General features: G+C 57.4%; 26 protein-coding genes and 1 other RNA gene. 13 read left to right on the forward strand and 14 right to left on the reverse strand.

Features of this window, described 5'->3' with window-relative positions:
• The first annotated feature begins 21 nt into the window (after positions 1-21).
• Complete coding sequence (locus G7069_RS02250) at positions 22-1,158, forward strand: sensor histidine kinase (protein ID WP_166293849.1); 1,137 nt, start codon at positions 22-24, stop codon at positions 1,156-1,158.
• Complete coding sequence (locus G7069_RS02255) at positions 1,155-1,757, forward strand: response regulator transcription factor (protein WP_166293851.1); 603 nt, start codon at positions 1,155-1,157, stop codon at positions 1,755-1,757. The genes G7069_RS02250 and G7069_RS02255 overlap by 4 nt, the downstream gene beginning before the upstream one ends.
• A 9-nt stretch (positions 1,758-1,766) precedes the next feature.
• Here G7069_RS02255 and G7069_RS02260 read toward each other — a convergent pair whose 3' ends face one another.
• From G7069_RS02260 to G7069_RS02290, 7 genes are read right to left on the reverse strand one after another with little or no spacing between them, the layout of a single operon-like run.
• Complete coding sequence (locus tag G7069_RS02260) at positions 1,767-3,161, reverse strand: leucyl aminopeptidase family protein (protein WP_343162590.1); 1,395 nt, start codon at positions 3,159-3,161, stop codon at positions 1,767-1,769.
• Positions 3,158-3,835 (reverse strand): HAD-IA family hydrolase, encoded by a 678-nt coding sequence (locus G7069_RS02265; RefSeq protein WP_166293855.1) that lies wholly within the window; start codon positions 3,833-3,835, stop codon positions 3,158-3,160. Before G7069_RS02265 ends, G7069_RS02260 begins: the two co-directional genes overlap by 4 nt.
• 35 nt (positions 3,836-3,870) lie before the next feature.
• Entirely contained in the window at positions 3,871-5,004 is a 1,134-nt protein-coding gene (locus G7069_RS02270; protein WP_166293857.1) for an AI-2E family transporter, read from the reverse strand.
• Complete coding sequence (locus G7069_RS02275; protein WP_166293859.1) at positions 5,001-5,414, reverse strand: hypothetical protein; 414 nt, start codon at positions 5,412-5,414, stop codon at positions 5,001-5,003. The genes G7069_RS02270 and G7069_RS02275 overlap by 4 nt, the downstream gene beginning before the upstream one ends.
• Positions 5,415-5,423: 9 nt before the next feature.
• The gene (locus G7069_RS02280; protein ID WP_166293861.1) at positions 5,424-5,897 is read right to left on the reverse strand and encodes a phage holin family protein; all 474 of its coding nucleotides are present in this window, start codon (positions 5,895-5,897) and stop codon (positions 5,424-5,426) included.
• A gap of 6 nt (positions 5,898-5,903) precedes the next feature.
• Complete coding sequence (locus tag G7069_RS02285; protein WP_166293863.1) at positions 5,904-6,260, reverse strand: hypothetical protein; 357 nt, start codon at positions 6,258-6,260, stop codon at positions 5,904-5,906.
• A 28-nt stretch (positions 6,261-6,288) separates the two neighbouring features.
• Positions 6,289-7,704: a trypsin-like peptidase domain-containing protein gene (locus G7069_RS02290; RefSeq protein WP_166293865.1), complete on the reverse strand. Its 1,416-nt coding sequence runs from the start codon at positions 7,702-7,704 to the stop codon at positions 6,289-6,291.
• A 321-nt stretch (positions 7,705-8,025) separates the two neighbouring features.
• Here G7069_RS02290 and G7069_RS02295 point away from each other — a divergent pair, with 321 nt between their 5' ends.
• From G7069_RS02295 to G7069_RS02305, 3 genes are all read left to right on the forward strand, one after another.
• A complete protein-coding gene (locus G7069_RS02295; RefSeq protein WP_166293867.1) occupies positions 8,026-10,179 on the forward strand; it encodes an adenosylcobalamin-dependent ribonucleoside-diphosphate reductase in 2,154 nt (717 codons plus the stop codon).
• Positions 10,180-10,295: 116 nt separating this feature from the next.
• A complete protein-coding gene (locus G7069_RS02300) occupies positions 10,296-10,703 on the forward strand; it encodes a histidine biosynthesis protein HisIE (protein ID WP_166293869.1) in 408 nt (135 codons plus the stop codon).
• Positions 10,704-10,768: 65 nt separating this feature from the next.
• Entirely contained in the window at positions 10,769-11,560 is a 792-nt protein-coding gene (locus G7069_RS02305; RefSeq protein WP_166293871.1) for an NrdJb, read from the forward strand.
• Between the two features lie 8 nt (positions 11,561-11,568).
• Here the strand turns inward: G7069_RS02305 and G7069_RS02310 are convergent, their stop codons facing one another.
• Entirely contained in the window at positions 11,569-12,108 is a 540-nt protein-coding gene (locus tag G7069_RS02310; protein WP_166293874.1) for a cytochrome b, read from the reverse strand.
• Positions 12,108-13,190, reverse strand: coding sequence for a catalase family peroxidase (locus tag G7069_RS02315; protein ID WP_166293876.1), 1,083 nt, complete (start codon positions 13,188-13,190; stop codon positions 12,108-12,110). The genes G7069_RS02310 and G7069_RS02315 overlap by 1 nt, the downstream gene beginning before the upstream one ends.
• A gap of 121 nt (positions 13,191-13,311) precedes the next feature.
• Here G7069_RS02315 and G7069_RS02320 point away from each other — a divergent pair, with 121 nt between their 5' ends.
• The 3 genes from G7069_RS02320 (at position 13,312) to G7069_RS02330 (ending at position 15,218) form a co-directional block, all read left to right on the forward strand.
• The gene (locus G7069_RS02320) at positions 13,312-13,827 is read left to right on the forward strand and encodes a sigma-70 family RNA polymerase sigma factor (protein WP_166293878.1); all 516 of its coding nucleotides are present in this window, start codon (positions 13,312-13,314) and stop codon (positions 13,825-13,827) included.
• Entirely contained in the window at positions 13,824-14,579 is a 756-nt protein-coding gene (locus tag G7069_RS02325; RefSeq protein WP_166293880.1) for an anti-sigma factor, read from the forward strand. The genes G7069_RS02320 and G7069_RS02325 overlap by 4 nt, the downstream gene beginning before the upstream one ends.
• A gap of 261 nt (positions 14,580-14,840) precedes the next feature.
• On the forward strand, positions 14,841-15,218 hold the full coding sequence (locus G7069_RS02330) for a hypothetical protein (protein WP_166293882.1): 378 nt from the start codon (positions 14,841-14,843) through the stop codon (positions 15,216-15,218).
• A gap of 73 nt (positions 15,219-15,291) precedes the next feature.
• On the opposite strand, the gene G7069_RS02335 is transcribed toward G7069_RS02330, so the two are convergent.
• From G7069_RS02335 to G7069_RS02355, 5 genes are read right to left on the reverse strand one after another with little or no spacing between them, the layout of a single operon-like run.
• Positions 15,292-16,524 (reverse strand): ABC transporter permease, encoded by a 1,233-nt coding sequence (locus G7069_RS02335; protein ID WP_166293884.1) that lies wholly within the window; start codon positions 16,522-16,524, stop codon positions 15,292-15,294.
• The gene (locus G7069_RS02340; RefSeq protein ID WP_166293886.1) at positions 16,521-17,258 is read right to left on the reverse strand and encodes an ABC transporter ATP-binding protein; all 738 of its coding nucleotides are present in this window, start codon (positions 17,256-17,258) and stop codon (positions 16,521-16,523) included. Before G7069_RS02340 ends, G7069_RS02335 begins: the two co-directional genes overlap by 4 nt.
• The gene (locus tag G7069_RS02345; protein WP_166293888.1) at positions 17,255-18,856 is read right to left on the reverse strand and encodes an efflux RND transporter periplasmic adaptor subunit; all 1,602 of its coding nucleotides are present in this window, start codon (positions 18,854-18,856) and stop codon (positions 17,255-17,257) included. The genes G7069_RS02340 and G7069_RS02345 overlap by 4 nt, the downstream gene beginning before the upstream one ends.
• Before the next feature lie 58 nt (positions 18,857-18,914).
• Positions 18,915-20,234, reverse strand: coding sequence for an aminopeptidase P N-terminal domain-containing protein (locus G7069_RS02350; RefSeq protein WP_166293890.1), 1,320 nt, complete (start codon positions 20,232-20,234; stop codon positions 18,915-18,917).
• Positions 20,235-20,236: 2 nt separating this feature from the next.
• On the reverse strand, positions 20,237-20,782 hold the full coding sequence (locus G7069_RS02355) for a UPF0149 family protein (protein ID WP_166293892.1): 546 nt from the start codon (positions 20,780-20,782) through the stop codon (positions 20,237-20,239).
• A gap of 59 nt (positions 20,783-20,841) precedes the next feature.
• Between G7069_RS02355 and G7069_RS02360 the strand changes: the two genes are divergently transcribed.
• The 5 genes from G7069_RS02360 to G7069_RS02380 all read left to right on the forward strand — a co-directional run bounded on the left by G7069_RS02360 (position 20,842) and on the right by G7069_RS02380 (position 22,685).
• Positions 20,842-21,063, forward strand: a complete 222-nt coding sequence (locus G7069_RS02360) for a TIGR02449 family protein (protein ID WP_166293894.1) — start codon at positions 20,842-20,844, stop codon at positions 21,061-21,063.
• Positions 21,060-21,356: a cell division protein ZapA gene (locus G7069_RS02365; RefSeq protein ID WP_166293896.1), complete on the forward strand. Its 297-nt coding sequence runs from the start codon at positions 21,060-21,062 to the stop codon at positions 21,354-21,356. Before G7069_RS02360 ends, G7069_RS02365 begins: the two co-directional genes overlap by 4 nt.
• A gap of 63 nt (positions 21,357-21,419) precedes the next feature.
• A non-coding RNA gene (gene ssrS / locus G7069_RS02370) (6S RNA) lies at positions 21,420-21,602 on the forward strand.
• A 23-nt stretch (positions 21,603-21,625) separates the two neighbouring features.
• Positions 21,626-22,201, forward strand: a complete 576-nt coding sequence (locus G7069_RS02375; protein WP_166293899.1) for a 5-formyltetrahydrofolate cyclo-ligase — start codon at positions 21,626-21,628, stop codon at positions 22,199-22,201.
• 7 nt (positions 22,202-22,208) lie between these two features.
• Entirely contained in the window at positions 22,209-22,685 is a 477-nt protein-coding gene (locus G7069_RS02380) for an EVE domain-containing protein (protein WP_166293901.1), read from the forward strand.
• Position 22,686: the final 1 nt, after the last annotated feature.

Raw genomic sequence — 22,686 nt, forward strand, 5'->3', positions numbered from 1 at the left:
CCATTCCGCTAAAGTCGAACCATGCAGACCCGAGAATCGAATCGAATTTTGCCGGCAGCCCTGCGCGGGCTCCGGCATCCCGAGCAAGGCTGGACCCACTTGTGGAATCTCGCCTATCTCGGGTTCTTGTTTGTGCCCGTTGTCCCCTCGTTAGCGGAAAGTCCCCACATGCCGTTCGCCTGGGGGCCGACCCTGCTGTCCTTGCTGTTGTTCTTGCCCCTGTTCGCACTGGGCTTTTCCAGACGCGCCTCGGGCATCAGTGCGACGGTCTCTGTCATCGGCATGATCGCGCTCGGTTGCGGATTGTTGCCGTGGAATGCGTTCTCGAACACGTACATCATCTATGCCGCGTCGTTGATCGGACATCAGCGCCTTCCCCTGGCATGGCGATGGCTGCTGCTCGCTGCAGTCCTCGGCATTTTTTGCGCGCTATTGCTGAGCTTCAATGTTCCGGCGTTCGTTGCAGCAATCACCGTGATGATTTCGATCGCGGCATTTGTGGGCAACCACTACCAGGCGGAACGCGAGCGCAAACGCGCCGAGCTCAAACTTTCGCACGACGAAGTTCGACGCATCGCGGCTTTCGCAGAACGCGAACGCATCGGCCGCGACTTGCATGATTTGCTCGGCCATACCTTGTCGGTCATCGCATTGAAGGCGGAACTGGCGAGTCGACTGGTGTCGCGCGATAGCGCGGCGGCGCAAGTGGAAATCGAAGAAGTCGCGCGCATCAGCCGCGAGACCTTGGATGAAGTCCGACGTGCCGTCAGCGGTATTCGCAATGCCGCACTTGCCGCCGAACTTGCTTCGGCGCGACTGCTGATGGAAGCGGACGGCACGCCGATGGACATCGATATGCAACCGTTCGCATTGCCGTCGGAGACGGAGTCGGCGTTGGCCTTGGCATTGCGCGAGGCGATGACCAATGTGCATCGACATGCGGGCGCCAGTCGCGTACAAATCTCGCTCACACGGGAGGACGGCAACGCGGTGCTGCGCATCAGCGACAACGGGCGGGGTGAAGGCATACGAGCGGGCAATGGTTTGTCTGGTATGCAAGAACGCATCCAGGCGATCGGCGGCCGCCTCGAAATCAATGCGCAACGCGGCCATGGCACACGGCTTGTCGCTGTCGTGCCGATCGAGAACGCCACATGATCAAGGTCATGCTCGTCGAAGACCAGGCCATGGTCCGTGGCGCATTGTCCGCACTCCTCAATCTGGAACCGGATATCGAAGTCGTCGCACAAGCCGAAGATGGAGAATCGGCTTGGCGCATGCTGTCGCAGCTCAAACCCGATTTGGTGGTGACCGATGTCGAGATGCCACATCTGTCGGGGATTGAACTTGCGCAACGGATTCAACGGCACGAATTACCCATCGGCGTGGTGATCGTTACCACGTTTGCACGCGCGGGATTTTTACGCCGGGCGCTGGACGCCGGTGTACGCGGCTACTTGTTGAAAGATGCCCCCTCCACTCAGCTTGCAGACGCGTTGCGGAATGTACATGCGGGCGGCCGAACAATCGATCCTCAGTTGGCCATGGAAGCTTGGGGCGAAGCGGATCCCTTGAACGACCGTGAACGTCAGGTGTTGCGGATGGCCGGCGAAGGTCAATCCGCGAGTGACATTGCCGCCGCACTCAATCTTTCGCAAGGCACCGTCAGAAATTATTTATCCGAAGCGATCGGCAAGTTGGGGGTCGGCAACCGGATCGAAGCGCATCGTTTGGCGCGGCAAAAAGGCTGGTTGTAACGTCCGGCCTCAGCGTTGCGAATAGCGTGTGCTCAACATCGCGAACATCGCACGTAGCCCCTGCGCTTCACCACCGGCAGGTCGACCGGGTCGATCCGCATCGTTCCACGAATACACGTCGTAATGCACCCACGACGTTTCCGGCGTCACGAATTTCTGCAGATACAGCGCTGCGGTGACGCTCCCTGCCATCGGTGTTGCACTGGCATTGGCGAGATCGGCGATCTTGCTTTCCAAATAGCGGTAATAGGGTTGCCACAGCGGCATGCGCCACACCGGATCACGCATGTCGAGTGACGCCTGCTGAAGTTGCGCGGCAATACCGTCGTCGTTCGAATACACCGCCGGCAAATCCGGACCCAAGGCCACGCGCGCGGCACCCGTCAGGGTCGCGAAATCGATCATCAAGTCCGGTGCATCATCGCAGGCACGCGCCAATGCGTCGCACAGTACCAATCGGCCTTCGGCATCCGTGTTGTCGATCTCGACGCTGATGCCTTTGCGCGTCACCACGACTTCACCCGGACGCAAGGCATTCGGCCCCACGGCATTTTCCACCGCCGCGATGAATACATTGAGTTGCACCGGCAGATTTCGTGCCATCACCAGGCCCGCCAATGCAAGTGCGTGCGCCGCGCCGCCCATGTCCTTTTTCATGTTGCGCATGCCGGCAGAGGCTTTCAGATTCAAGCCACCGGTATCAAAGCACACGCCCTTCCCCACCAAGGTGAGTTTCGGTGCGTCTTTTGCACCCCAACGCAAGTGAATCAGTCGTGGCGCACGATGCGACGCACGGCCCACAGCGTGAATGGTTGGATAGTTGTGCGCGAGCAAAGCCTCGCCTTCAATCACGTCACACTGCGCGTCGAACCGTGTGGCCAATGTCTCCGCAATGGCTTGCAACTGCGCCGGCCCCATATCTTCTGTTGGCGTGTTCACCCAGTCGCGAACTTCGCAGCACGCGCGCGCAATATCGACCATGGCGACATCGATCGTATCGACGTGCAACTGCGCCGGTGCGCGCTTGGCCTTTTTGTAGCGTGTGAATTGGTAGGCCCCTATTCGCCAGCCGAGCTGGAGCGCCGCGTGTGCGGCCGGAGTCAATTCACCTGCAGCGCGCCACACGGCCACAGGCAATTGCAGCGGTGCGCCACTGTAGGTCATCGGATCTTCCAAGTCCGCTGCAATCAGCACGGCTTCAAAATGACCGTGTGCCGCCGGATAGACCCATAGGCCCACCGCATCTGACTGACAAGCATGCAGCGCGAGCCATTGTTGTTCCGTCTGGACGCGCGCATCGAGCCAATCCTGAGCGTCCACCGGTCGCAACACATGCAACGTTGCGGCAGCGTGTGCGTCCGTGGTGATGGGTTCGAATACGTCCATACAATCTCCTCGGCTCATCGCCGCGCAAAGGCCGACACAAATTCGGCAAATGATTCAAATTGATAATCCGCCATGCCTGCTTGCACAGGGCGCGGATGAATCCAACACACAGGCATGCCTGCAGACTGCGCGCCACGCACATCGGCGGCCAAATCATCGCCAATATGCAGCACGTGTTCCGGCGCATGCCCCAGTAGCGCACATGCATGCAGAAAAATCCGCGCATCCGGCTTTGCTGCACCGAACTCGCGCGCGCCCACACGTGCGCTGAAACACTGCCCGATTCCGATCGCATCCAGATCGGCATTGCCATTACTCAAGGCACAAATCGGCACGACTTTCGCCAAGGTTTCGAGCGCTTGCTGTGCGCCGTCATAGAAGGTCACTTCATTGCGCACTTTGAAAAACGCGGCGTAGGCATCGGCCGCCAAAGCAACATCGGCCCCGCTGTCTTTCAAAGCGCGTTCGATCGTGAGCTTGCGAAGTTGCGTCATGTCGTGTGCCAACGCCGGATGCGCTTCCATCACCTGTTCGCGCAATGCGTGCATGGCAGCAGGTGGAAACATGCGCGCGGTTTCAGCGCAATGGGTTTCAAACCACGCGTGCAGGGTCTGCTCGATGCGCGCGCCGATCGGCGCGAATGGCCAAAGCGTGTCGTCCAGGTCGAGCGTGATTGCGCGGATCGTGTGCACAGACAGATTTTAGCCTGTGGCGGGCACGCAAAGCCTTACTCGAGTAATCGCGCCCAGCCTTCCATGCCTTCAATTTTTGACATGACGATCTTTACGCAGGCCAGCAACGGGACGGCGAGCAGTAGGCCCACGATGCCCCAACCGGTGCCAAACACCAATAAGGCAACCATCAATATCAGCGGCGAGATTGCCAAGCGTTTGCCCAAAACAATCGGCGTGATGATCTGGCCTTCGAGCGTGTGCAAGGCGAGATAGATCCCTGCAGGGAGCAGTGCCGGCCACAACTGGTCTTCCTGGATGAAACCGACGACCAACATGATGACAACACCGATCGCGGGCCCGACATATGGCGCGAAGTTCAACAGCGCTGCCATCGTGCCCCAGAGCAATGCCTCTTGAATCGTCATCTGCGCAATGAAATGCAATCCCAAAGCGATGGCCAAACCCAACAGCACATTGATCAAACTAATCGTCATGACGTAACGCGACATTTCGCGTTCAATGGCTTGCAAGATGTCTACAGTGACCTTCTTCTTGCGCCAACTGGGTAAGAGATCGATGGCATGTCTTTGCACGTTCTCGCCAAAGATCATGAAGAACAGGGTCAGCAAGATGACAGAGAACACCTGTGACAAATGCTTCGGTGTTGTCGCAAGCGAAATCACTTTGTCTTCTTCGGCGCTGGCTTTCACCACCATCGGCTTCTGCGCGGTAGATGCCGTGCTGCCAGCCGCTTGCGCGATGTTTTCTGCCACACGATTCGCATCTTGAACGGGCTTGATCAAGGCTTTGATCTTGGGCGTCAATCGTGTCACTTGCCTCGGTACATCGTGCGCCCATTCTTTGGCGGGCTCGATGAGTTGCGCGACCAAGACCCCCGTGAGGGTCAATCCGCCCGCAACCACCAAGATCGCGGCGAGGGCGCGCGGAATAAACAGCTTGCGCATGGCGCGGATGATCGGGTTGCCCACCAAGGATAAAAAGATCGCCAACAAAATAGGTAAGACGACACCTTGTGCGACCCATGCAACGGTCACCACAGCGATCGTGGCGAGCACGAGCACGGCGGTTGACGCACGCGGTCGAGGTGGTTCGCTGACTTCAGCGGTTTCAATGGCAACGTCGGCTTCGCGAATCAAGCCTTGCTCTGGTACCAAAGGTTCGGTCATAGAAGCCCTGCTTTGCGCAAGGTTTCAACGGTCTGTACGCGCATGCTTTCTTCGGAGATCGTCGGCACCGCATGTGTTGAATCGATGTCTGATTGCGTGGGCACTTCGTTCTCTACCCGTGCAGCCGCGTCTTTTGCATCTTCGGCCGCACCTGCTGCAGTCCCACTGGCAAAGAGACCCCCGACCGCCGTAAACATATTGAGGATGCTGCTGGCTTTGCTTCGACTGACCGGTTCAATCTTGCCCATCACGAAACCGCTGGCCAAACCGGCGATGACAATACGACCCGGCGTCCACGCATCACGCCATGCGTCCTTGAGGACGCGCCAATCAGACGCAACGACACGCTCGTGTGCTTCCAACGACTTTTCCGCCTGCGTCACTTTTTGTTTCAGTTGCGAAAAGCCCATGTCGGTCCTTTAGGGTTGCGTGATATCGATGCCTTGCGCATCTTTGCTGGGATCCGGCGCGCGTTCTGCGAGTTCACCGATGCCAAGTCGCGCAAGCTGTCGACGCGTCGCTTTCATGCGCGTGTGTTCGAAATAGCGTGTGCCAATCCAGGCAGCCAAACCCGCGATGCCGAGTGCGATCAAACCCAAACTCAACATCGCCATCGTGAGCGAGACACCGCGATCTTGCACGAGCCAAGCGACCATCGCGCCCATCAAAAGCAAGACGGCGCTCGCGCCCACCGAGACAGCAACGCCCAACAAGGCCAAGGTTCGGCCCAGTGCGCTGCGTGCGAGCGAGACGTCTGCGGCCACCAAGGTCCGCATCGATTTCCCCGCCTCACTAAACGCAGAGAAGCCCGACTTGCCCGCATCCCGAATCTCTTTGAATGCTTCAAAGAGATCAGGTGTCGGTTTCTCTGTCTCGTGTTCCCCTGGTTCCACGCGAACTTACTTGTCTTTGCCCATGCCAGCGATTTTTGAAATCGCCCAGCCGGCAGCAAATGCAATGCCGAATGCAGTCAAGGGACGCTCACGAATCAACTCTGCGGCACTGTCGACCACATCGCGTCCTTTTTCCATCAGAACATCCATCTGTTCTTTGGCAGCGGCGCCGACATTTTCTGCCGCGGCAATGCCAGACAAAGCACCGTCAGCCAATTCGGCTTTGGTGTTGGCTTTACCGAGTCGAAGTTCATCCGCAGCGACACCCGCTGCGCTCTTGATGCTTTCACCCGCGGCAACAGCAGCGCTTTTCAAATGGCTACCGGTTTCTCCGAGGTTGTCTTTCAATCCTTGCGTACTCATGGTGTTCTCCGATGTAAATCAGTGAGGTTCAACGAATCAGCAGTTGGCCTTGCGTGCCATTGCGCCAGACACGGAAGACAAGATTCGTAGGCGTTGTGGAAAAGCTGGCACGGAAGCTGGCCAGATCGTTGAAGTTGCCATTGCTACCGGCAAGTAAGACATCGCCTGCACGAAGGCCTGCTTGCGCTGCACGCGAACGCGGTGAGACTGCAGTGACAATAATGCCGCTGGCACCTTCACGGCGCAGACTTTCAGGCAGTTCTCCAAACGTGACGCCCGCCAAGCGGTCATCCAAACTTGCGCCATCGCGTGGCTGTTCTTTCAAACCCGCATTGAGTTTTAGGAGCGTGCCATTGCGCAGCACATCCAAACTCAGCGTGGCATTCGCCATCTGCAAGCCTTGGATGTTGCGCAGGTCATCACTATTCGAAATCGTTTGTCCGTTTGCGGCCGTGACGATGTCACCCACGCGCAAACCACTCGCTTCTGCCGACGAACCTGCATAAACGCGCGTGACGCGTGCACCGTTATTTGACTTCAAACCCAAACGTCGCACGTCCGCGTCGCTGAGATCTGCGGTATCGATACCCAAGGTGCCGCGCTTGACGACGCCTTTATTGGTGATGAGTTGTTCCATCACATTGCGCGCTAGGCTTGTCGGAATCGCGAAGCCCAAACCGATATTGCCGGCCATCGAGCCACGCGGATTAAAGCTCGCAGTGTTGATGCCCACCAGCTGACCTTGCAGGTTCACCAATGCGCCACCGGAGTTGCCTGGATTGATCGAGGCATCGGTTTGAATGAAGTTTTGATAGCCCATGCCCGGGATGTTGCTGCGGCCGACAGCCGACACAATGCCCGAGGTGACGGTTTGCCCAACGCCAAACGGATTGCCGACGGCCACGACAAAGTCACCGACGCGGAGCTGGCTGCTATCGGCCATAGGTAAGGCAGTGAGCTTCTCTGCGGGAATGCGCATGACGGCGACATCGGTGTCGGGATCCGAACCGACCGGCAATGCTTTCAAGGTGCGCCCGTCACTTAATGTGACGGAGACGTCGTCGGCATTTTCAATCACGTGATGATTGGTCAGGATGTAACCCTTCTCGGCATCGATGATGACGCCCGAGCCCAGAGATTCGTTGATGCGTTCTTGGCTCAGCTCAGGAAACATGCGTCGCAGCATCGGATCATTGCCAAAGGGGCTGACATTCACACGTTGCTTGGTGTGCACGCTCACCACGCTCGGTAGGACTTTTTGCAACATAGGTGCCAAAGAAGGCAATGGCTGGCCGTTCACCACCGCAGGCAAAGCGGTCGCGGTTGCTGCGGGCGCGGTCTCAGCATGCGCCGGCTGTTCTACGCCTACGCGGATGGCCGTGGCGGCAAATCCGCCAAAAGCGGCCGCCGCAGCCAAAACAAGCAAAGTCGGTGTTTTTTGCATCGGGTTCAGGACTCCTCTCTGTAGCCATTCTTGTCTTCACCGCGGTGGCTGCAACGTGAACACGCAGGTCGTTCAGCGTGTTCGTTCAGCATGCTGCTGCACTGCACCAAGACCGAAGAAGTATGAATAGGGAAAATCTACGGGGTTTTCATGAACGAAAAAGAAACGTTGACAGAGAGGTGACCGGTAGACTAATTTTTGCTGCCGGGAGAACACAATATGTTGTGGTTCGTTTCAGGGGTATATCCCAATTCTTGGGGTTATGAGCCAAATTTGTGACGCAGGCCCAAGTGCCGCGAACGTTCTTGTCAGGAGTTTTTAATGAGTAATGCCCGTCTTGAAGCCGTGCGAAACGACCACTCTAGTGACCGTGTCGACATGCAGCCGGCTTCGGTCGATATTTGGGACAAGAAGTACCGTCTGAAGTCGAAGCAAGGCGAAAACATCGACGCGGACATCGATGCAACCTATGCGCGTGTCGCCCGTGCGCTGGCCGAGGCCGAGCCCGACCAAGCCAAACGTGAGTACTGGGCCGAGCGTTTTACCTGGGCCTTGCGTCGCGGCGCGATTCCGGCCGGTCGGATCACGTCGAATGCCGGTGCGCTTGAACACAAGCCGGCGACCAGCACCATCAACTGCACCGTGTCCGGCACGATTCCGGATTCGATGGACGGCATTCTCGAACGCGTGCACGAAGCCGGTCTGACCTTAAAGGCAGGCTGCGGCATCGGTTACGAGTTCAGCACCTTGCGTCCGAAGGGTGCCTTTGTGGCGGGTGCAGGCGCTTACACAAGCGGCCCCCTGTCCTTCATGGATATCTACGACAAGATGTGCTTCACGGTGTCATCGGCTGGCGGTCGCCGCGGTGCGCAAATGGGCACCTTCGATGTGTCCCACCCTGACGTCCGAGATTTCATTCGTGCCAAGCGCGAAGACGGCCGTCTGCGCCAATTCAACCTGTCCTTGTTGATCACCGACGGCTTCATGCAAGCCGTTGAAGCAGATCAAGAATGGCCTTTGGTCTTCCCGCTGTCGAAGAAAGAGATCGGTGAAGTCAACATCGATGACACGAAGCAAATCGTGTGGCGGGATTGGCCGCTGACCGAAGGCTATGTCACGCGTGATGACGGCATGGTGGCCTGCCGTATCTACGGGCACATCAAAGCGCGTCACCTGTGGGACATGATCATGGTCTCCACGTATGACTTCGCCGAGCCGGGCTTCATCTTGATCGATAAGGTCAATGAGATGAACAACAACTGGTGGTGCGAAAACATTCGCGCAACCAACCCCTGCGGCGAACAACCGCTGCCGGCCTACGGTGCCTGCTTGCTGGGCTCGGTCAACTTGACCAAGTACGTGCGTGACGCGTTTACCGATAACGCCAGTTTCGATTGGTCGGAATACCGCGAAGTGGTGCGCGTGTTTACGCGCATGCTCGACAACGTCGTTGAAGTGAACGGCCTGCCCTTGCAAAAGCAGCGCGATGAAATCATGCGTAAGCGCCGCCATGGCATGGGCTTCTTGGGCCTGGGCAGCACGCTCACCATGCTCAAGATGAAGTACGGATCGAAAGCATCCTGCGAGTTCACCGAACGCATTGCGCGTGAAATGGCCGTCGCCGGTTGGGAAGTCGCATTGGAGCTCGCCGAAGAGAAAGGCGCTGCACCGATCATGGAAGAGCGCTTCGAAGTGACGGCGGAAATGCTGCGCAAGCGTCCGGAAATGGCGCGCGACGGCTGGACCCTCGGCCAAGAAATCCCGGGCAAGGTGCTGCACGCGAAGTACTCGCGCTATATGCAACGCGTGGCCGAAGTCGCACCCGAACTTGTCGATGCTTTGGCAGAAACCGGTGCCCGCTTTACCCACCACAGCTCGATCGCACCGACCGGCACGATCTCTTTGTCGCTGGCCAACAACGCGTCCAACGGTATCGAACCTTCTTTCGCGCACCACTACAGCCGTAACGTGATTCGTGAAGGCAAGAAGTCCAAGGAAAAAGTCGATGTGTTCTCGTTTGAACTCTTGGCCTATCGCGCACTGGTGAACCAAGACGCGATGCCGTATGCAGAAACCGCATCGGCGCAGTTGCCCGACTACTTCATTGCCGCCGATGACATCACGCCGAAAGAACACGTCGACGTGCAAGCCGCCGCGCAAAAGTGGGTGGATTCCTCGATCTCGAAGACGGCCAACGTCCCGACCGACTACCCGTTCGAAGACTTCAAGGACATCTACCGTTACGCCTACGCACAAGGTTTGAAAGGTTGCACCACCTTCCGTTTCAACCCGGCTGCGTTCCAAGGCGTCTTGGTGAAAGAGAAGGACTTGGAGAACACCACCTATCGCTTCGAACTGGAAGACGGTTCGACCATCGAAGTGAAGGGCAATGAGGAAATCGAATACGACGGCGAAATGCATTCCGCCGCCAACTTGTTCGATGCACTCAAGGAAGGCTACTACGGCAAGTTCTGAATGATGGCAAACGCGGGACTCTTGTCATCACAATGATTTGAGTCTCCGGCAGGTATAGGATTTGATATGCGCATTGAATGGTTGCGCATACCTCTACCCCGCATCAGGAGCAATGTATGGCGACGAAGAAAGTGAGCAAGGTAGGTCAGAAAATCGCAGCGGCTTCGGAAACCACGTTGGCCAAGGCCAAGCGCGTGGTGAAGAAGGCCACCAAAGCAGTCGGCAAAAAGACTGCGGCAGTGAAGAAGGCTGCGACCAAACAAGTCAGCAAGACCAAACGCGCCTTGGCTTCGGCCAGTGCGAATGCGAAGGCTGAAGCCGCTTCTCTGAAACGCAAAGGTGTAGGTAAGAAAGCAGCCACCAAGAAGGTGGCGAAGAAAGTCGCCAAGAAGGCAACCGTCAAGAAAGCTGTCGCGAAGAAAGCGCCCGCGCGCAAAACAGCCGCCAAGAAGGTTGCAAAGAAAGCTACAAAGAAAGTTGTAAAGAAAGCTACAAAGAAAGCTGTAAAGAAAGTCGCCAAGTAATCAGTTAGCAATACCGAGCGTCCGTTCAACGGACGCTTTTCAACCCAACAAGGACTCGAAGCACCATGGCCGTCAAGATTGAAAAGAAGATCAAGGGATATTCCGTACTCACGCCAGAAGATTTGGCACAAGAGTCGGCACCTGCGGTCAAGGCGGACAGTGTGCTTTTGGAAGACCTCGTAGCGGTCACCCCGAAAGCCGACGTCATTCAAATGCACGAGCGCATCGAGCGCCCGGAAGTTTTGATCGGCAGTACCTATAAGGTCAAGTCACCGCTGGTCGAGCACGCCATGTATGTGACCATCAATGACATCGTCTTGAATGCCGGCACCGAGCATGAAATGCGTCGCCCGTTCGAAGTGTTCATTAACTCGAAGTCGATGGAGCATTTCCAGTGGATCGTCGCACTGACGCGCATTATGTCGGCCGTGTTCCGCAAGGGTGGCGACGTCACCTTCATCGTGGATGAAATGAAGGCTGTGTTCGATCCCAAGGGGGGTTACTACAAGTCAGGCGGCGTTTACATGCCTTCGTTGGTGGCCGAACTCGGTTCAATCGTGGAAGACCACTTGAAGACGATCGGCATGTTGCACGATCCGGAAATGAGCGAGCACCAGTTAGCCCTCATCGCGGAAAAGCGTCGTGCTTACGAAGAGCACACGGTAAAAAAAAACCCTGAGCTGATTAGCAAGCCGGCCGCCACCTCGGAAGAACGTCCGGAAGACATCGCCGTGACCGGCGATGGCACTTCGTTCCCGCCGAGTGCCACCATGTGTCACAAGTGCCACACGAAAGCCATCGTGATCATGGACGGCTGCGCCACCTGCTTGAACTGCGGCTATAGCAAGTGCGGTTGAGTCAAAGCCTAGCGCTTTGACCCAATCATGCTGCGCATCACGCCATCACGCCGAATGAGTGCGTGAAACAAAGCAGCACCCACATGCATCAAGATCATCGCGTAGAACGCCATGGCGAGCAGGCCATGTGCGGTGCGCAACCATGCATAGACCAAAGCGTTTTCAGGCAAGACCTGCGGCAGGTACACGCCGTCGGTCAGTTCAACCGGCACACCGCTCGCTGACACCATCGCCCATCCGCTGATGGGTTGCAGGAAAAGCAACGCGTACAACACGATGTGCGACCCCAATGCCGCCTTGCGCATGATCTTTGGGAGATCTGCGGGCAGCGCGGGCGGCGGATTGCGCCGCCGAATCACCAAGCGCGCGACCGCAAGCAAAAGAATCAGAACCCCGATCGGTCGGTGCCAAGCCAGAAGGGTGGCATGCATCGAATCAATACGCGTCACAATTCCGAGCCCGATAAACACCATGGCGATGACCAGGACCGCCATGATCCAATGTAGGACGCGCGCGCCGAGCACAAACGTATCTTTTTTGTTCTGCATTAGTTTGACTCCGGTTGAGCAGCGTTCAGTGCGGCGGAAAGCGGCACATGTGCCTCTTCTCGCGTGCGACGGAGATGACCGTTCGAGTAGGCGGCGGAACGCGCGACCAGTAACGGATCATCCGAAATCGCGATGCCGTCCGGCAGAACGCTTGGATCGTAGTTGATGTCACGGCACGCACCATCGCTCTGCGGCGTTTCGCGCGTGAGTGTCAACAAGCCGGCATCAATCGCACGACGGTCGTCTGGCCACGCCTTCGTCGCATCGTTGGTCGGGTCACCCGGTTCTGCCAAGATGATCCACAAGCGCCAACGCTGTGGCGCCGCGGCTAGACGTTGCTGAAGATCGGCCATCAAGACGTCTTTACCTAAGGCCTTGGATGCAACTGCAGGCGCTGCTTCTGGCACCATCTTCCAGCGCACGGCCTGACGTGCACCGCTTTCATTGATGAAGTAGAACGCGTTCAGTCCGTAATAGGTTTCTGTCGTAAAGCTGGCTGACGGCTTGGCAGTTTTGGCCCAAGCCCGAAATGCCGCTGTTTCCGGATAGGCCGCGTTGAACGCGGCGATCTTCTTCGGATCAGGCTTGCCTGTCGCAGGATCTTTTCGCTTTGCCACGAGCTGCGCATAGAAGGCCTCAGGCGTGGCCACTGAAAACACCGGCATATTATTCATGCCTGTGCGCCATTGCTGGCCATCCGCACCATTGAATCGTAATGCCATGCTGCGAACGGGCGCCCCGTCGTCTGCCGCATAAGGATTGCCACCTGCGATCGCAAAGCGCCCGACCACCGGTGTGCGAACACGCGTGAAGACCGAAGCGGTCGACACACTGCTTGCGTTGCCATTGCCCTCAAAAAAGCCGGTCACACAGACACCTTTCGCGTGGTTGCGTCGGAATCCGGCGTGCGGGCCGCCTGCGCGTTGCAGTTCATCGACCACGCGCGCCGGCGTCAATCGCTCCGACGAGAACCAGCCGCGCGTGTAGGCATAAGGGCCCGCCAGGAGCAATACACCTGCAACGACTGTCATCCAACGCAAGGTATTGCCTGGCGGGCGAGAAGGGTTTCTTTCGTATTCCATGTGCGCACTCCTGTAGCGATCGCGTTTAACTGCTAGACGACGCCCATGCCGATTTATTCCCTCGCATGGAATAATTTCCGCCAAGCGACGTCTTGCTAGGTATGCTCAATGAAGATCGACCATGTCTGACTCAGCATTTGACGAACATTTGGCGGAGCTGATCCCCAGACTGCGACGCTTTGCGTTGCGGCTGACTCGGGATCTGCCCAACGCGGATGATTTGGTGCAATCCACCCTTGAACGCGCCCTGACAACGACGTCACACAAGCGTCCTGAAGGGGATCTACGTGCCTGGCTGTTTCGCATTCTCTATCGGCAGTTTCTGGACCAACGCAAACATGCAAAGCGCTATGCATGGCTGTTAGGCGCGATGGGTCGTGAAACGCCGACACATGCGCCTTCCGTTGAACACCAAGTGATCGCTGCAGACAGTTTGGCGACCTTCGGTCAGCTATCAGAAGAACAGCAGAATCTGTTGCTGTGGGTCACCGTCGATGGCCTGAGCTACCAAACCATTGCCGAGATGCTCGACGTCCCGATTGGCACGGTCATGTCGAGGCTCTCACGCGCGCGTCGCGCAATGCGCCAAGCAAGCGAAGACGAATCGCCTACACCTACATTGAGAATTCTCAAATGATCAAGACACCTAGCGAACACGACTTGCATGCCTATGTCGACGGACACCTCGATGCCGAAGACCGACGCGTCGTCGAGCACTTTCTTGCACGCAATCCAGCGCGCGCTGCAGAAGTGGAGCAATGGCAAAAGGATGCGCAACGCTTGCGTGCGCAGTTCGGCGGTGATCTTCGTTTGCCCGCGAATCCATCACTGACACCTGCCGCGTTACGCGCGTCGGTCAATCGCAAACGTCAGCACTGGCGCGTGCAGGCCTTGGCTGCCGTGCTGTGTGTGGGCTTGGGCGGTGTCGGTGGTTGGCAATTGAGTCAATTGCGCCAAGGCATCAATGATCGCCCGATGGCAGATGCGATCTCGGCCTATCAAATCGTGGTGGATGACGGCGCTGCAAAACCCGACTTCGTTGCAACGGACAGCAATCAACTTCAAGCCTGGTTGGATCGCCACTTTCAAAACGCGACGCGTCTACCTGATCTAAGTGCGGCAGGCTTTACCGCAACGGGCGGCCGCATGTTTGCCACCAACGAAGGCCCTGCAGCGATGGTGCTATATCGCGATGCAAACAATCACGCCATCAGCTTCTACGTTCGGCCACCGGCCGCAGGTAGCAAACGGCTGCAAACGGGTGAACGCATGGAGCGCGGTGTGTTGGCGCAGTACTGGTCAGGTCAAGGCTACAACTACGCTTTTGTCAGCCGCGACTTGGGCAACGAAGCGCGCATTTTGACGCAAGCGCGGCAGCGTGCAATTTAAATCCGATCATTGCTTCGCGCATTCAAAGAACGACATTCAATTTTTATTCATGAAATCGACAATAGAGCGTTGAATCGCGGCTGTTTCGTGAATGCGAAAAACGCTCGGGAAATGTTTCAATTTGCAATTTCTTTGATCGCAACGCGCTGTTTTGCTGACACAACTTCGTGTCGACGGTGTTAGCTTTTTGTTCCGAGTTGCAGGCATTGATTCAGGTGAGCACGTGCAGGGTGGAGCGTACTTTCCAACGGAGGTTTCTCCATGACGCAGTTCAAAACACCGCTTGCCGTTTCCATCGCTTTGGCCGCCATGATCATTGCGCCCGCTTCGATGGCACAAAGCGCAAGCAAGACGAAGGCCACCGTTAAAGCTGCACCAACTGTGCCGGCCGTACCTGCCACACCGGCGGTTCCGGCAGCGCCTGCGACTGGCAGCATGGATGCGACAGTCGCCACGCCGGCAGCAGATGCATCAATGGGTGCCACAGTGACACCGGCCGTTCCAGCCACAGGCGAAATGCCGCCTGCATCCGCACCGATGGATGCCCCGGCACCGGAAGCCACGGCGAGCGAAAGCACGGAAGCCGAAGCCAAGGTCGCGAACGGCAAGAAGGCAAAGAAGAACAAGAAACCGCATTGATCGTTGCGACACAAAACAAGGGCCCCGAGTGTTTCTGCTCGGGGCCTTTTTCGTTACATAAGCTGCGCCAGTGCTATTGCGAGCGCAAGGCTTCGATTGGATCCAGCAGCGATGCCTTACGCGCTGGGTAATACCCAAAGAACAAACCGGTCGCCATCGAGAACGCGGCAGCCAACAAGATCACGTTCAAGTTGAGTGACACCGGCAGTTCACTGAACTTCGAAACGACCAGCGATCCACCTGCGCCCAACGCAATGCCGATCACGCCACCAATTAAAGAGATCAACATGGCTTCGGCCAAGAATTGACGACGCACGTCACTCGGGCCCGCACCGACCGACATCCGCAAACCGATTTCGCGAATTCTTTCGGTGACCGAGACCAACATGATGTTCATGATGCCGATGCCACCAATGATGAGACAGATGCCGGCCACGGCACCTAGCAACTTCGACATCAAGTTGGTGGTTTGTGTCCGCGTTGCCACGATCTGACTGATATTGCGCACCGCAAAGTCATCATCTGCGCCCGGTTCGATCTTGTGACGCTGACGCAACAGGCCTTCGATCTGCGATTGCGCGCTTTCGAGATTCTTCGGGCTGTCTACACCTACGCTGATCTGTTGCACAGCACCCGGCGGCATATTGTTTGACGTACTCAGACGACGACGTGCCGTTTGCAGCGGCACCACCACCAAATCATCTTGGTCTTGGCCAAACCCGCCCTGACCTTTCGCATCAAGCGTGCCGACAACCGTAAAGGGCACACGGCCCAGTCGAATGGTTTGGCCAATGCCATCATCATCACCGAACAGCGCTTGGCGCACCGTCTCGCCGAGAATCACTTGCTTGGCCGCACTCGTGTAATCACGTGTATCGAAGCCTTCGCCGCTCTTCAGCGTCCAACCATTGATCGAGAACCAATCGGCTTCGACACCTTGCCAAGAGGTCGCGGCATTGCTTTCACCATTCACGACTTGCGTACTGCCGCGCAATGAACCGCTCACGTACTGCGCTTCTGGGACTTCTTGTCGAATGGCAGCAGCGTCGCCGTCATTCAAGGTCCAACGACTGCCCTGCGCCACACGTGCACCGCCGCCCATGCCGCCGGCACTGCCAATATCCAAACGTTGCGAACCCAAGCCGGAAACCAATTTGTCGATTTCCTGCTGCGTGCCCTGCCCGATCGACACCATCACGATCACTGCCGCAATGCCGATGATCACACCCAAAGAAGTCAGTGCACTGCGCAACCAATTGCCGCGCAAGGCGTTAAACGCAGTGCGCAGAATATCCATCCAGCTCATGCGTGACCTCCTGTCGGTGTCGCTATTTCGGGCATCACTTCCCCTTCGTGCAGCTCACCATCGCGCATCACATAGGTGCGGTGCGCGTGCGCGGCTACGTGCGCATCGTGCGTGATCAAGATGACGGTGTGGTCTGCATCGCTCAGTCGATTGAACAGTGCAAGGATTTCTTCGCCCGTCTTGCTGTCGAGTGCACCTGTCGGTTCATCGGCCAGCAAAATCGGCGGCGCATTGATCAATGCACGTGCAATGGCCACGCGTTGTTGTTGGCCGCCTGACAATTCATTCGGACGATGTCCGCTCCGCTCACCCAAGCCCACAGAGGCCAGGGCCGCTTGTGCGCGTTCACGGCGTTCTGCGTGTGGCACGCGCGTATACGACATCGGCATCGCCACGTTCTCAAGTGCAGACATGCGCGGCAGGAGATTGAACCCCTGAAACACAAAGCCAATTTTGTCGCGACGCAATGCAGCCAAGGCTTCGGCGTCGAGGGTTGAAACGTCAACACCATCGCACTCGTAAGTCCCTTGGGTTGGTGTATCCAAGCAGCCAATCAGGTTCATCAAGGTGGATTTGCCTGAGCCGGACGGCCCCATGATGGCGACGAATTCACCACGACGAATCGTGAGATCAATGCCGCGCAGCGCCACCACTTCAGCCGCGGTACCAGGCGAGTACACCTTTTGTAAGTCCCGCGTGTGAATCACCGCGGGTGCAAGCGGTGCATCGGTCACTTCTTCTCGTCCTTGGTCGCGCTGCCAGTGGCTTGCTGTCCGGTAATCGCCAGATCACCTTCCTTGATGTTGCCGCTGACTTGCGTATAGCTACCGTCGCTCGATCCGACGCGCACCATCACGCGTTTTTGTTTGCCATCCACCAACAGGTATAGCGGTGCGCGTTTTGCAGCCAACATGTCGTTGATCGCAGCATCCCACTTGGTTTGTTGCGCTTGATCCAAGGTCGCCCGGAACTCACCAAACTGCTGCTGGAAGCGCTCACGCATGCGATTGCGCATTTGCGCCATCTGTGCGGAATTGCCGCCGCCCTGACCACCCGAACGCGGACCACCGCCGGCGCCACCGAACAAGCGGCTGCCCCCTTGGCCTTGCGCGCCGGCTGCCGATTGTTGTTCGGCAAAACGCTTACGCATTTCTTCTGCGCGTGCCTTCATTTGCTCAAGCGCGGTATCGAACGCTGCTTGCTGTGTCGGATTGAGTTGCAGCGATGTTGCAATGCGCGCGAGGTCTTCGGTATTGCTCATCCCGCCGCGACCACCGCCTGCTTGACCCGAGCCACCATTACCTTGGCCCTGTTGCTTTTCCATCGCGGCCAGTGCTTCGTCAGAGGGCTTGTAACGGAATGCTGCATTCGCAACGCGTAACACATTCGGTTGGTTGCTCACTTCAATTTCGGCGTTGACGGTCAAGCCCGGGAGCAAAGTGCCATCGCTGTTATCCACCGTCACGATGACCGGATAGGTCACCACGTTGTTGGTGGTGGTCGACGACATTTGTACTTGTTGCACCATGCCTTTGAATTGACGATTCGGGAAGGCGTCCGCCGTAAAGCTGACGTTTTGGCCTTCTTTCACTTGCCCAATGTCAGATTCGTCGACCAACAACTGAATCTTCATCTTTGAGAGATCTTCAGCAATGGTGAAGAGCTCAGGCGCGGTCATGCTCGCCGCCACGGTTTGACCGGGCTCGATCTTACGGGTCAGCACTACGCCATCCACAGGCGAGCGAATCACAGTGCGATCCAAGTTGACACGCGTGGAGCGTGTTGATGCCGTTTGTTGGCGAATTTGTGCTTGCGCCGCGTTCACCTGTGCACGCGCCTGTTCCATCGCCATGCGGGTTTGATCCACGTCTGCTTTGGAAATCATTTGTTGCTTGGCCAAGGCGACATTGCGCTCATAGAGCTTCGACGCATTGGCATAGGTCGCCTGTGCTTGCGCAAGTTGCGCGCTGGCGCTGGCGATCTGAGCATTGCCTTGTTCGATCTGCGCTTCATAGGTCGACGGATCGATCCGCGCCAAGATATCGCCCTTGCGCACCTTGTCATTGAAGTCGACCAAGATTTCAGTGATCTGACCTGAGATCTGGCTACCGACGGTCACCGTCGAAATAGCGGACAAGGTCCCGGTCGATGAGATCGACACACGAATGTCGCCGCGATCGATGGCCTGCGTGCGGTAAGCCCCGCCGTCGGCATCAGCGCTCTTTTGGAAGCGCCACCAGCCGAGACCGGCCAACACAATGGCGGCCACCACGGCCAAGGGGATCCAGGGGATCGAACGCGACTTACGGAATTGGGGCTTCTTCGTGGACATGGCTTCAAGGCTTGCGGGTATCTGGGGATAACGCGCCAGTGCGCGCTCCGTTGACGTCTTAGGCAGACATCAACGCTTCGATGTCATCGGCGCTTCGGGCCAAGGCATCGGTCAAAACGCGGTTGCCCTCTCGGGTCACCAGCACATCATCTTCAATGCGGATGCCGATGCCCCGCCATTTGGGGTCGACCTGTGTGTCGTCCGGGCGGATATAGAGTCCAGGCTCGATGGTCAGCACCATGCCCGGCTCGAGAATGCGCGATTCGCCGTCGAGCTGGTAATCGCCCACATCGTGGACATCCAAGCCCAACCAATGACCTGTTTTATGCGGATAGAAGCGCTTATAGGTCTCTTCTGCCACCTGCCGCTTCAGGGTGCCTTTCAAGAGGCCTAGCGACAGCAAGCCTTCGCACAAGACCTCGACAGCACGCGAATGAATATCGGCCCACGCACGGCCAGGGCGCACGCAGGCCCGCGCCTCGGCCTGCGCCGACAGCACCACATCGTGCAGGGCGCGTTGCGGCGCCGTAAATCGACCCGTGACTGGAAACGTGCGCGAGATGTCTGCGGCATAGCCACGATATTCCGCGCCGGCATCGATCAGCACGAGGTCGCCTGCTTTCGATTTCGCGCTATTGGCTACGTAGTGCAACACGCAGGCATTGGCCCCCGCACCGACAATCGGAGAATAGGCGGCCCAAGCGTCGTGTTTACGAAACACGTGCTCGAGCGCGGCGTGCAACTCGTATTCGTGAATGCCCGGCTTCGCCAAACGCATAGCAGCGGTGTGCGCTTCAACACTGATGTCGGCTGCGCGCTGCATCAGCTTGATTTCGTCTGCACCCTTCAGCAGGCGCATCTCATCCAAGAGATGACCCAACTCGAGAAACTCTTGTGGCGAACCCGTCTGCATATGCAGTTGACGCTTCACACGGTTCAGCCAAGAGAGCAATTGCAAATCGAAGTCGGTATCGCGACCCAAGTGGTAATGCACGCGGGAACGGCCTTCCAACATGCCCGGCAAGATGTCATCAATGTCGTCGATTGGATAGGCGTCATCGAATCCGAAATCGCTGACGGCGCCTTCCGGACCTGAGCGCGGCCCATCCCATGCTTCGCGTTCCAAGTCACGCTCACGGCAGAACAAGACACTTTCGCCATGTGAACGACCCGGTATCAGCACCAGTACTGCGCGGGGTTCTGCGTAGCCCGAGAGATACCAAAGATCAGAATCAGGGCGGTAGGGATAGTGCGTATCGCGACTACGAATGCGCTCCGGCGCGGCAGGCACAATGGCAATGCCATCGTCGCCCATGAGATCCATTAAATGTCTACGCCGTTTCGCGTAGCTGCGCATGGGCAGAGGTGCGCGCCACATGATTAATGCAAACGATTGCGGTGTTGCGCGGCCATCGCGCAATCACCATGCAGCAACAGTGCCGCTACGCGCACAAATTCTTCGATTTCTGTAAACGCGGCTTCGTCTTCTTCGTCGCCGTCAGGTTCCGCGGTGGCCGTCGCTAATTGCGCCAAATCTTCCAAGGCTTCTTCACCGTCCGGGCTCAGCTTGGGCTGCGCGCCCGCGGCCAATCCGAAGGCACCCAAAAAGTGTCGGCACCAATCAAACAGTGCGCCGCTTCTCACTTCCAAACTTGCGTCGTCTTCAGGCAGCAACAGTTCGAAACCCAGCGTCGCGTCTTGCATTTGTGCTTCTGTGGCTTTCCCCAAGGCTTCGATGGCTGAACCCGCGGCGACATCCGCCAGTGCGGGGTCGGCCAAGACATCACTCAACCAGCGCGTGTTGACCCGACCACCGCCCGCCAGCCAGCCGGCAAACGCGCCATGCAATTCCCAAGGGTGTGTGGCCAAGCCAAGATCGCGCAGTTCGATGGCGAGATCTGCTACTTCGGGTAAACGTTCAGACATGCGGAAGATCGCGGTGCAAAACGTGAGTGTAGCAATGCGTGCGTGGTATCGTTTGGCCTATGAATGAAGCTCCCGCCCTTGTGCGCTTGCAGGCGCTCTCCACCCGTCTTGACACCCTTCTCGCGTCGGTTCATCGGCTCGAACAGGAGAACCGCAGTTTGCGCGCTGAGCAGCAACAGTTGCGCGACGAACGCACGGACCTGAAAGCCCGTAGCGATCAAGCAAAGGCACGCGTTGAAGCGCTGATTCTTCGACTGCGGATGTTGGAGGATCGGGCATGAGTAACGAAGTCGTCACCCTGAACGTGCTCGATCGCGAATACACCATCGGCTGCCCGCCGGAAAAACGTGAGCAGTTGATTGAAGCGGCGCGTTTTCTGGATGCACGCATGCGCGACATTCGCGGCAACGCACGAAATGCAAGTTTGGATCAGGTGGCCGTGCTGGCCGCGTTGAACATCACGCACGAATACCATCAGCTGCAACGTGATGGCACCGCGAACACGGCATTGAATGAAGTCATCGATGCGCTCGAAGGCAAATTGTCCAAGTTCAGCGACCAAAGTTTGTTCTGAACAGACGCCATGTTCGGGTGAATGCGCTGCGCACAAACGCGCAGCTTCGCTATAATCAACGTGCATCTGCTGCCATGCCCGACAGCAAGCGCAAACATTCGCCTTGTTCCTTAACAACGACATTGGGAATGTGATCAACGTGGGCGTGCATGCCTGCTACGCGCGGGAAGCCCGAAACGTCGAAAGCCTTCCCACTTGAACCTCGGGTTCAAGGTCGTTTCGCAAGCATCGGCATGGCGGGGATGTACTCCATCCCCCACAATAGCGGCATGTCTACGCACGCTATTCAATTGCGCAAGCAGATGCGGGATGCCCGAAAAGCACTCTCGGCGCCGGCACGCCTTCAAGCGGCCCAAGGTCTCGCCGAACAACTCCTCGCGCTACCCTTTGCGCCGCAAAGCGGCTACGTTGCTGGCTATTGGGCGGTTGACGGTGAAATTCCTTTGCATGCTTGGCAGTTACAACTGCCGCACACGTGCATTTGGTGCTTGCCCGTCCTGGACGAAGCGACTGACACACTGAAGTTCGCCCCCTGGCGCCCAGGCGACGCGACGACGCAAAACAAATTCGGGATCCCCGAACCGACGTTTGAATCAAGTGCCCTGCTTCCGCCAGAGGCGATGACATTGATCGCACTGCCGCTCACCGCATTCGACCGATCCGCACATCGCATCGGCATGGGCGGTGGTTGGTACGACCGCACACTGGCGCAAGTCGGTGCAAGCGCGCGCCCGCGCTATGTCGGCGTCGGCTATGAACTCCAATGCGTCGAATCCATTACGCCACAAACTTGGGACATTCGATGCGATGCCATCTGCACCGACACCCACACCTATTTTTCGTGAGACATACATGCGACAGCGAAAGCACTACTGGTTGATGAAGTCCGAACCCGATGCGTTTTCTGTGTCGGACTTGGAGCGCGTGCCGACCGAACCGTGGTCTGGCGTCAGAAATTATCAAGCACGCAATTTCATGCGTCAGATGCAGCCCGGTGATGAGGTTTTTTTCTACCATTCCAACACCGATGTGCCCGGCATTTATGGCATCGCGGAAGTTGCGTCATCGCCCTATCCCGATCCGACACAATTCGACAAAACATCGCATTACTACGACCCCAAGGCAACGCCGGAACAACCGCGCTGGGACTTGGTGGATGTGCGCTTCGTGCGACACTTCAAAGCACCAGTCACGCTGTCTGCCATGAAGCACATCAAAGATGAGCTGGGCGAAGGATTTGCCCTGACACAAAATGGCTCGCGCCTATCGGTCATGCCGGTGACGGCCGCGCAGTGGAAACGCATTCTCAAACTCGAAACGCAAGGTTGAA

Origin of the sequence: Lysobacter sp. HDW10 (assembly GCF_011300685.1) — a bacterium.
Classification (GTDB): Bacteria; Pseudomonadota; Gammaproteobacteria; order Xanthomonadales; family Xanthomonadaceae; genus Solilutibacter.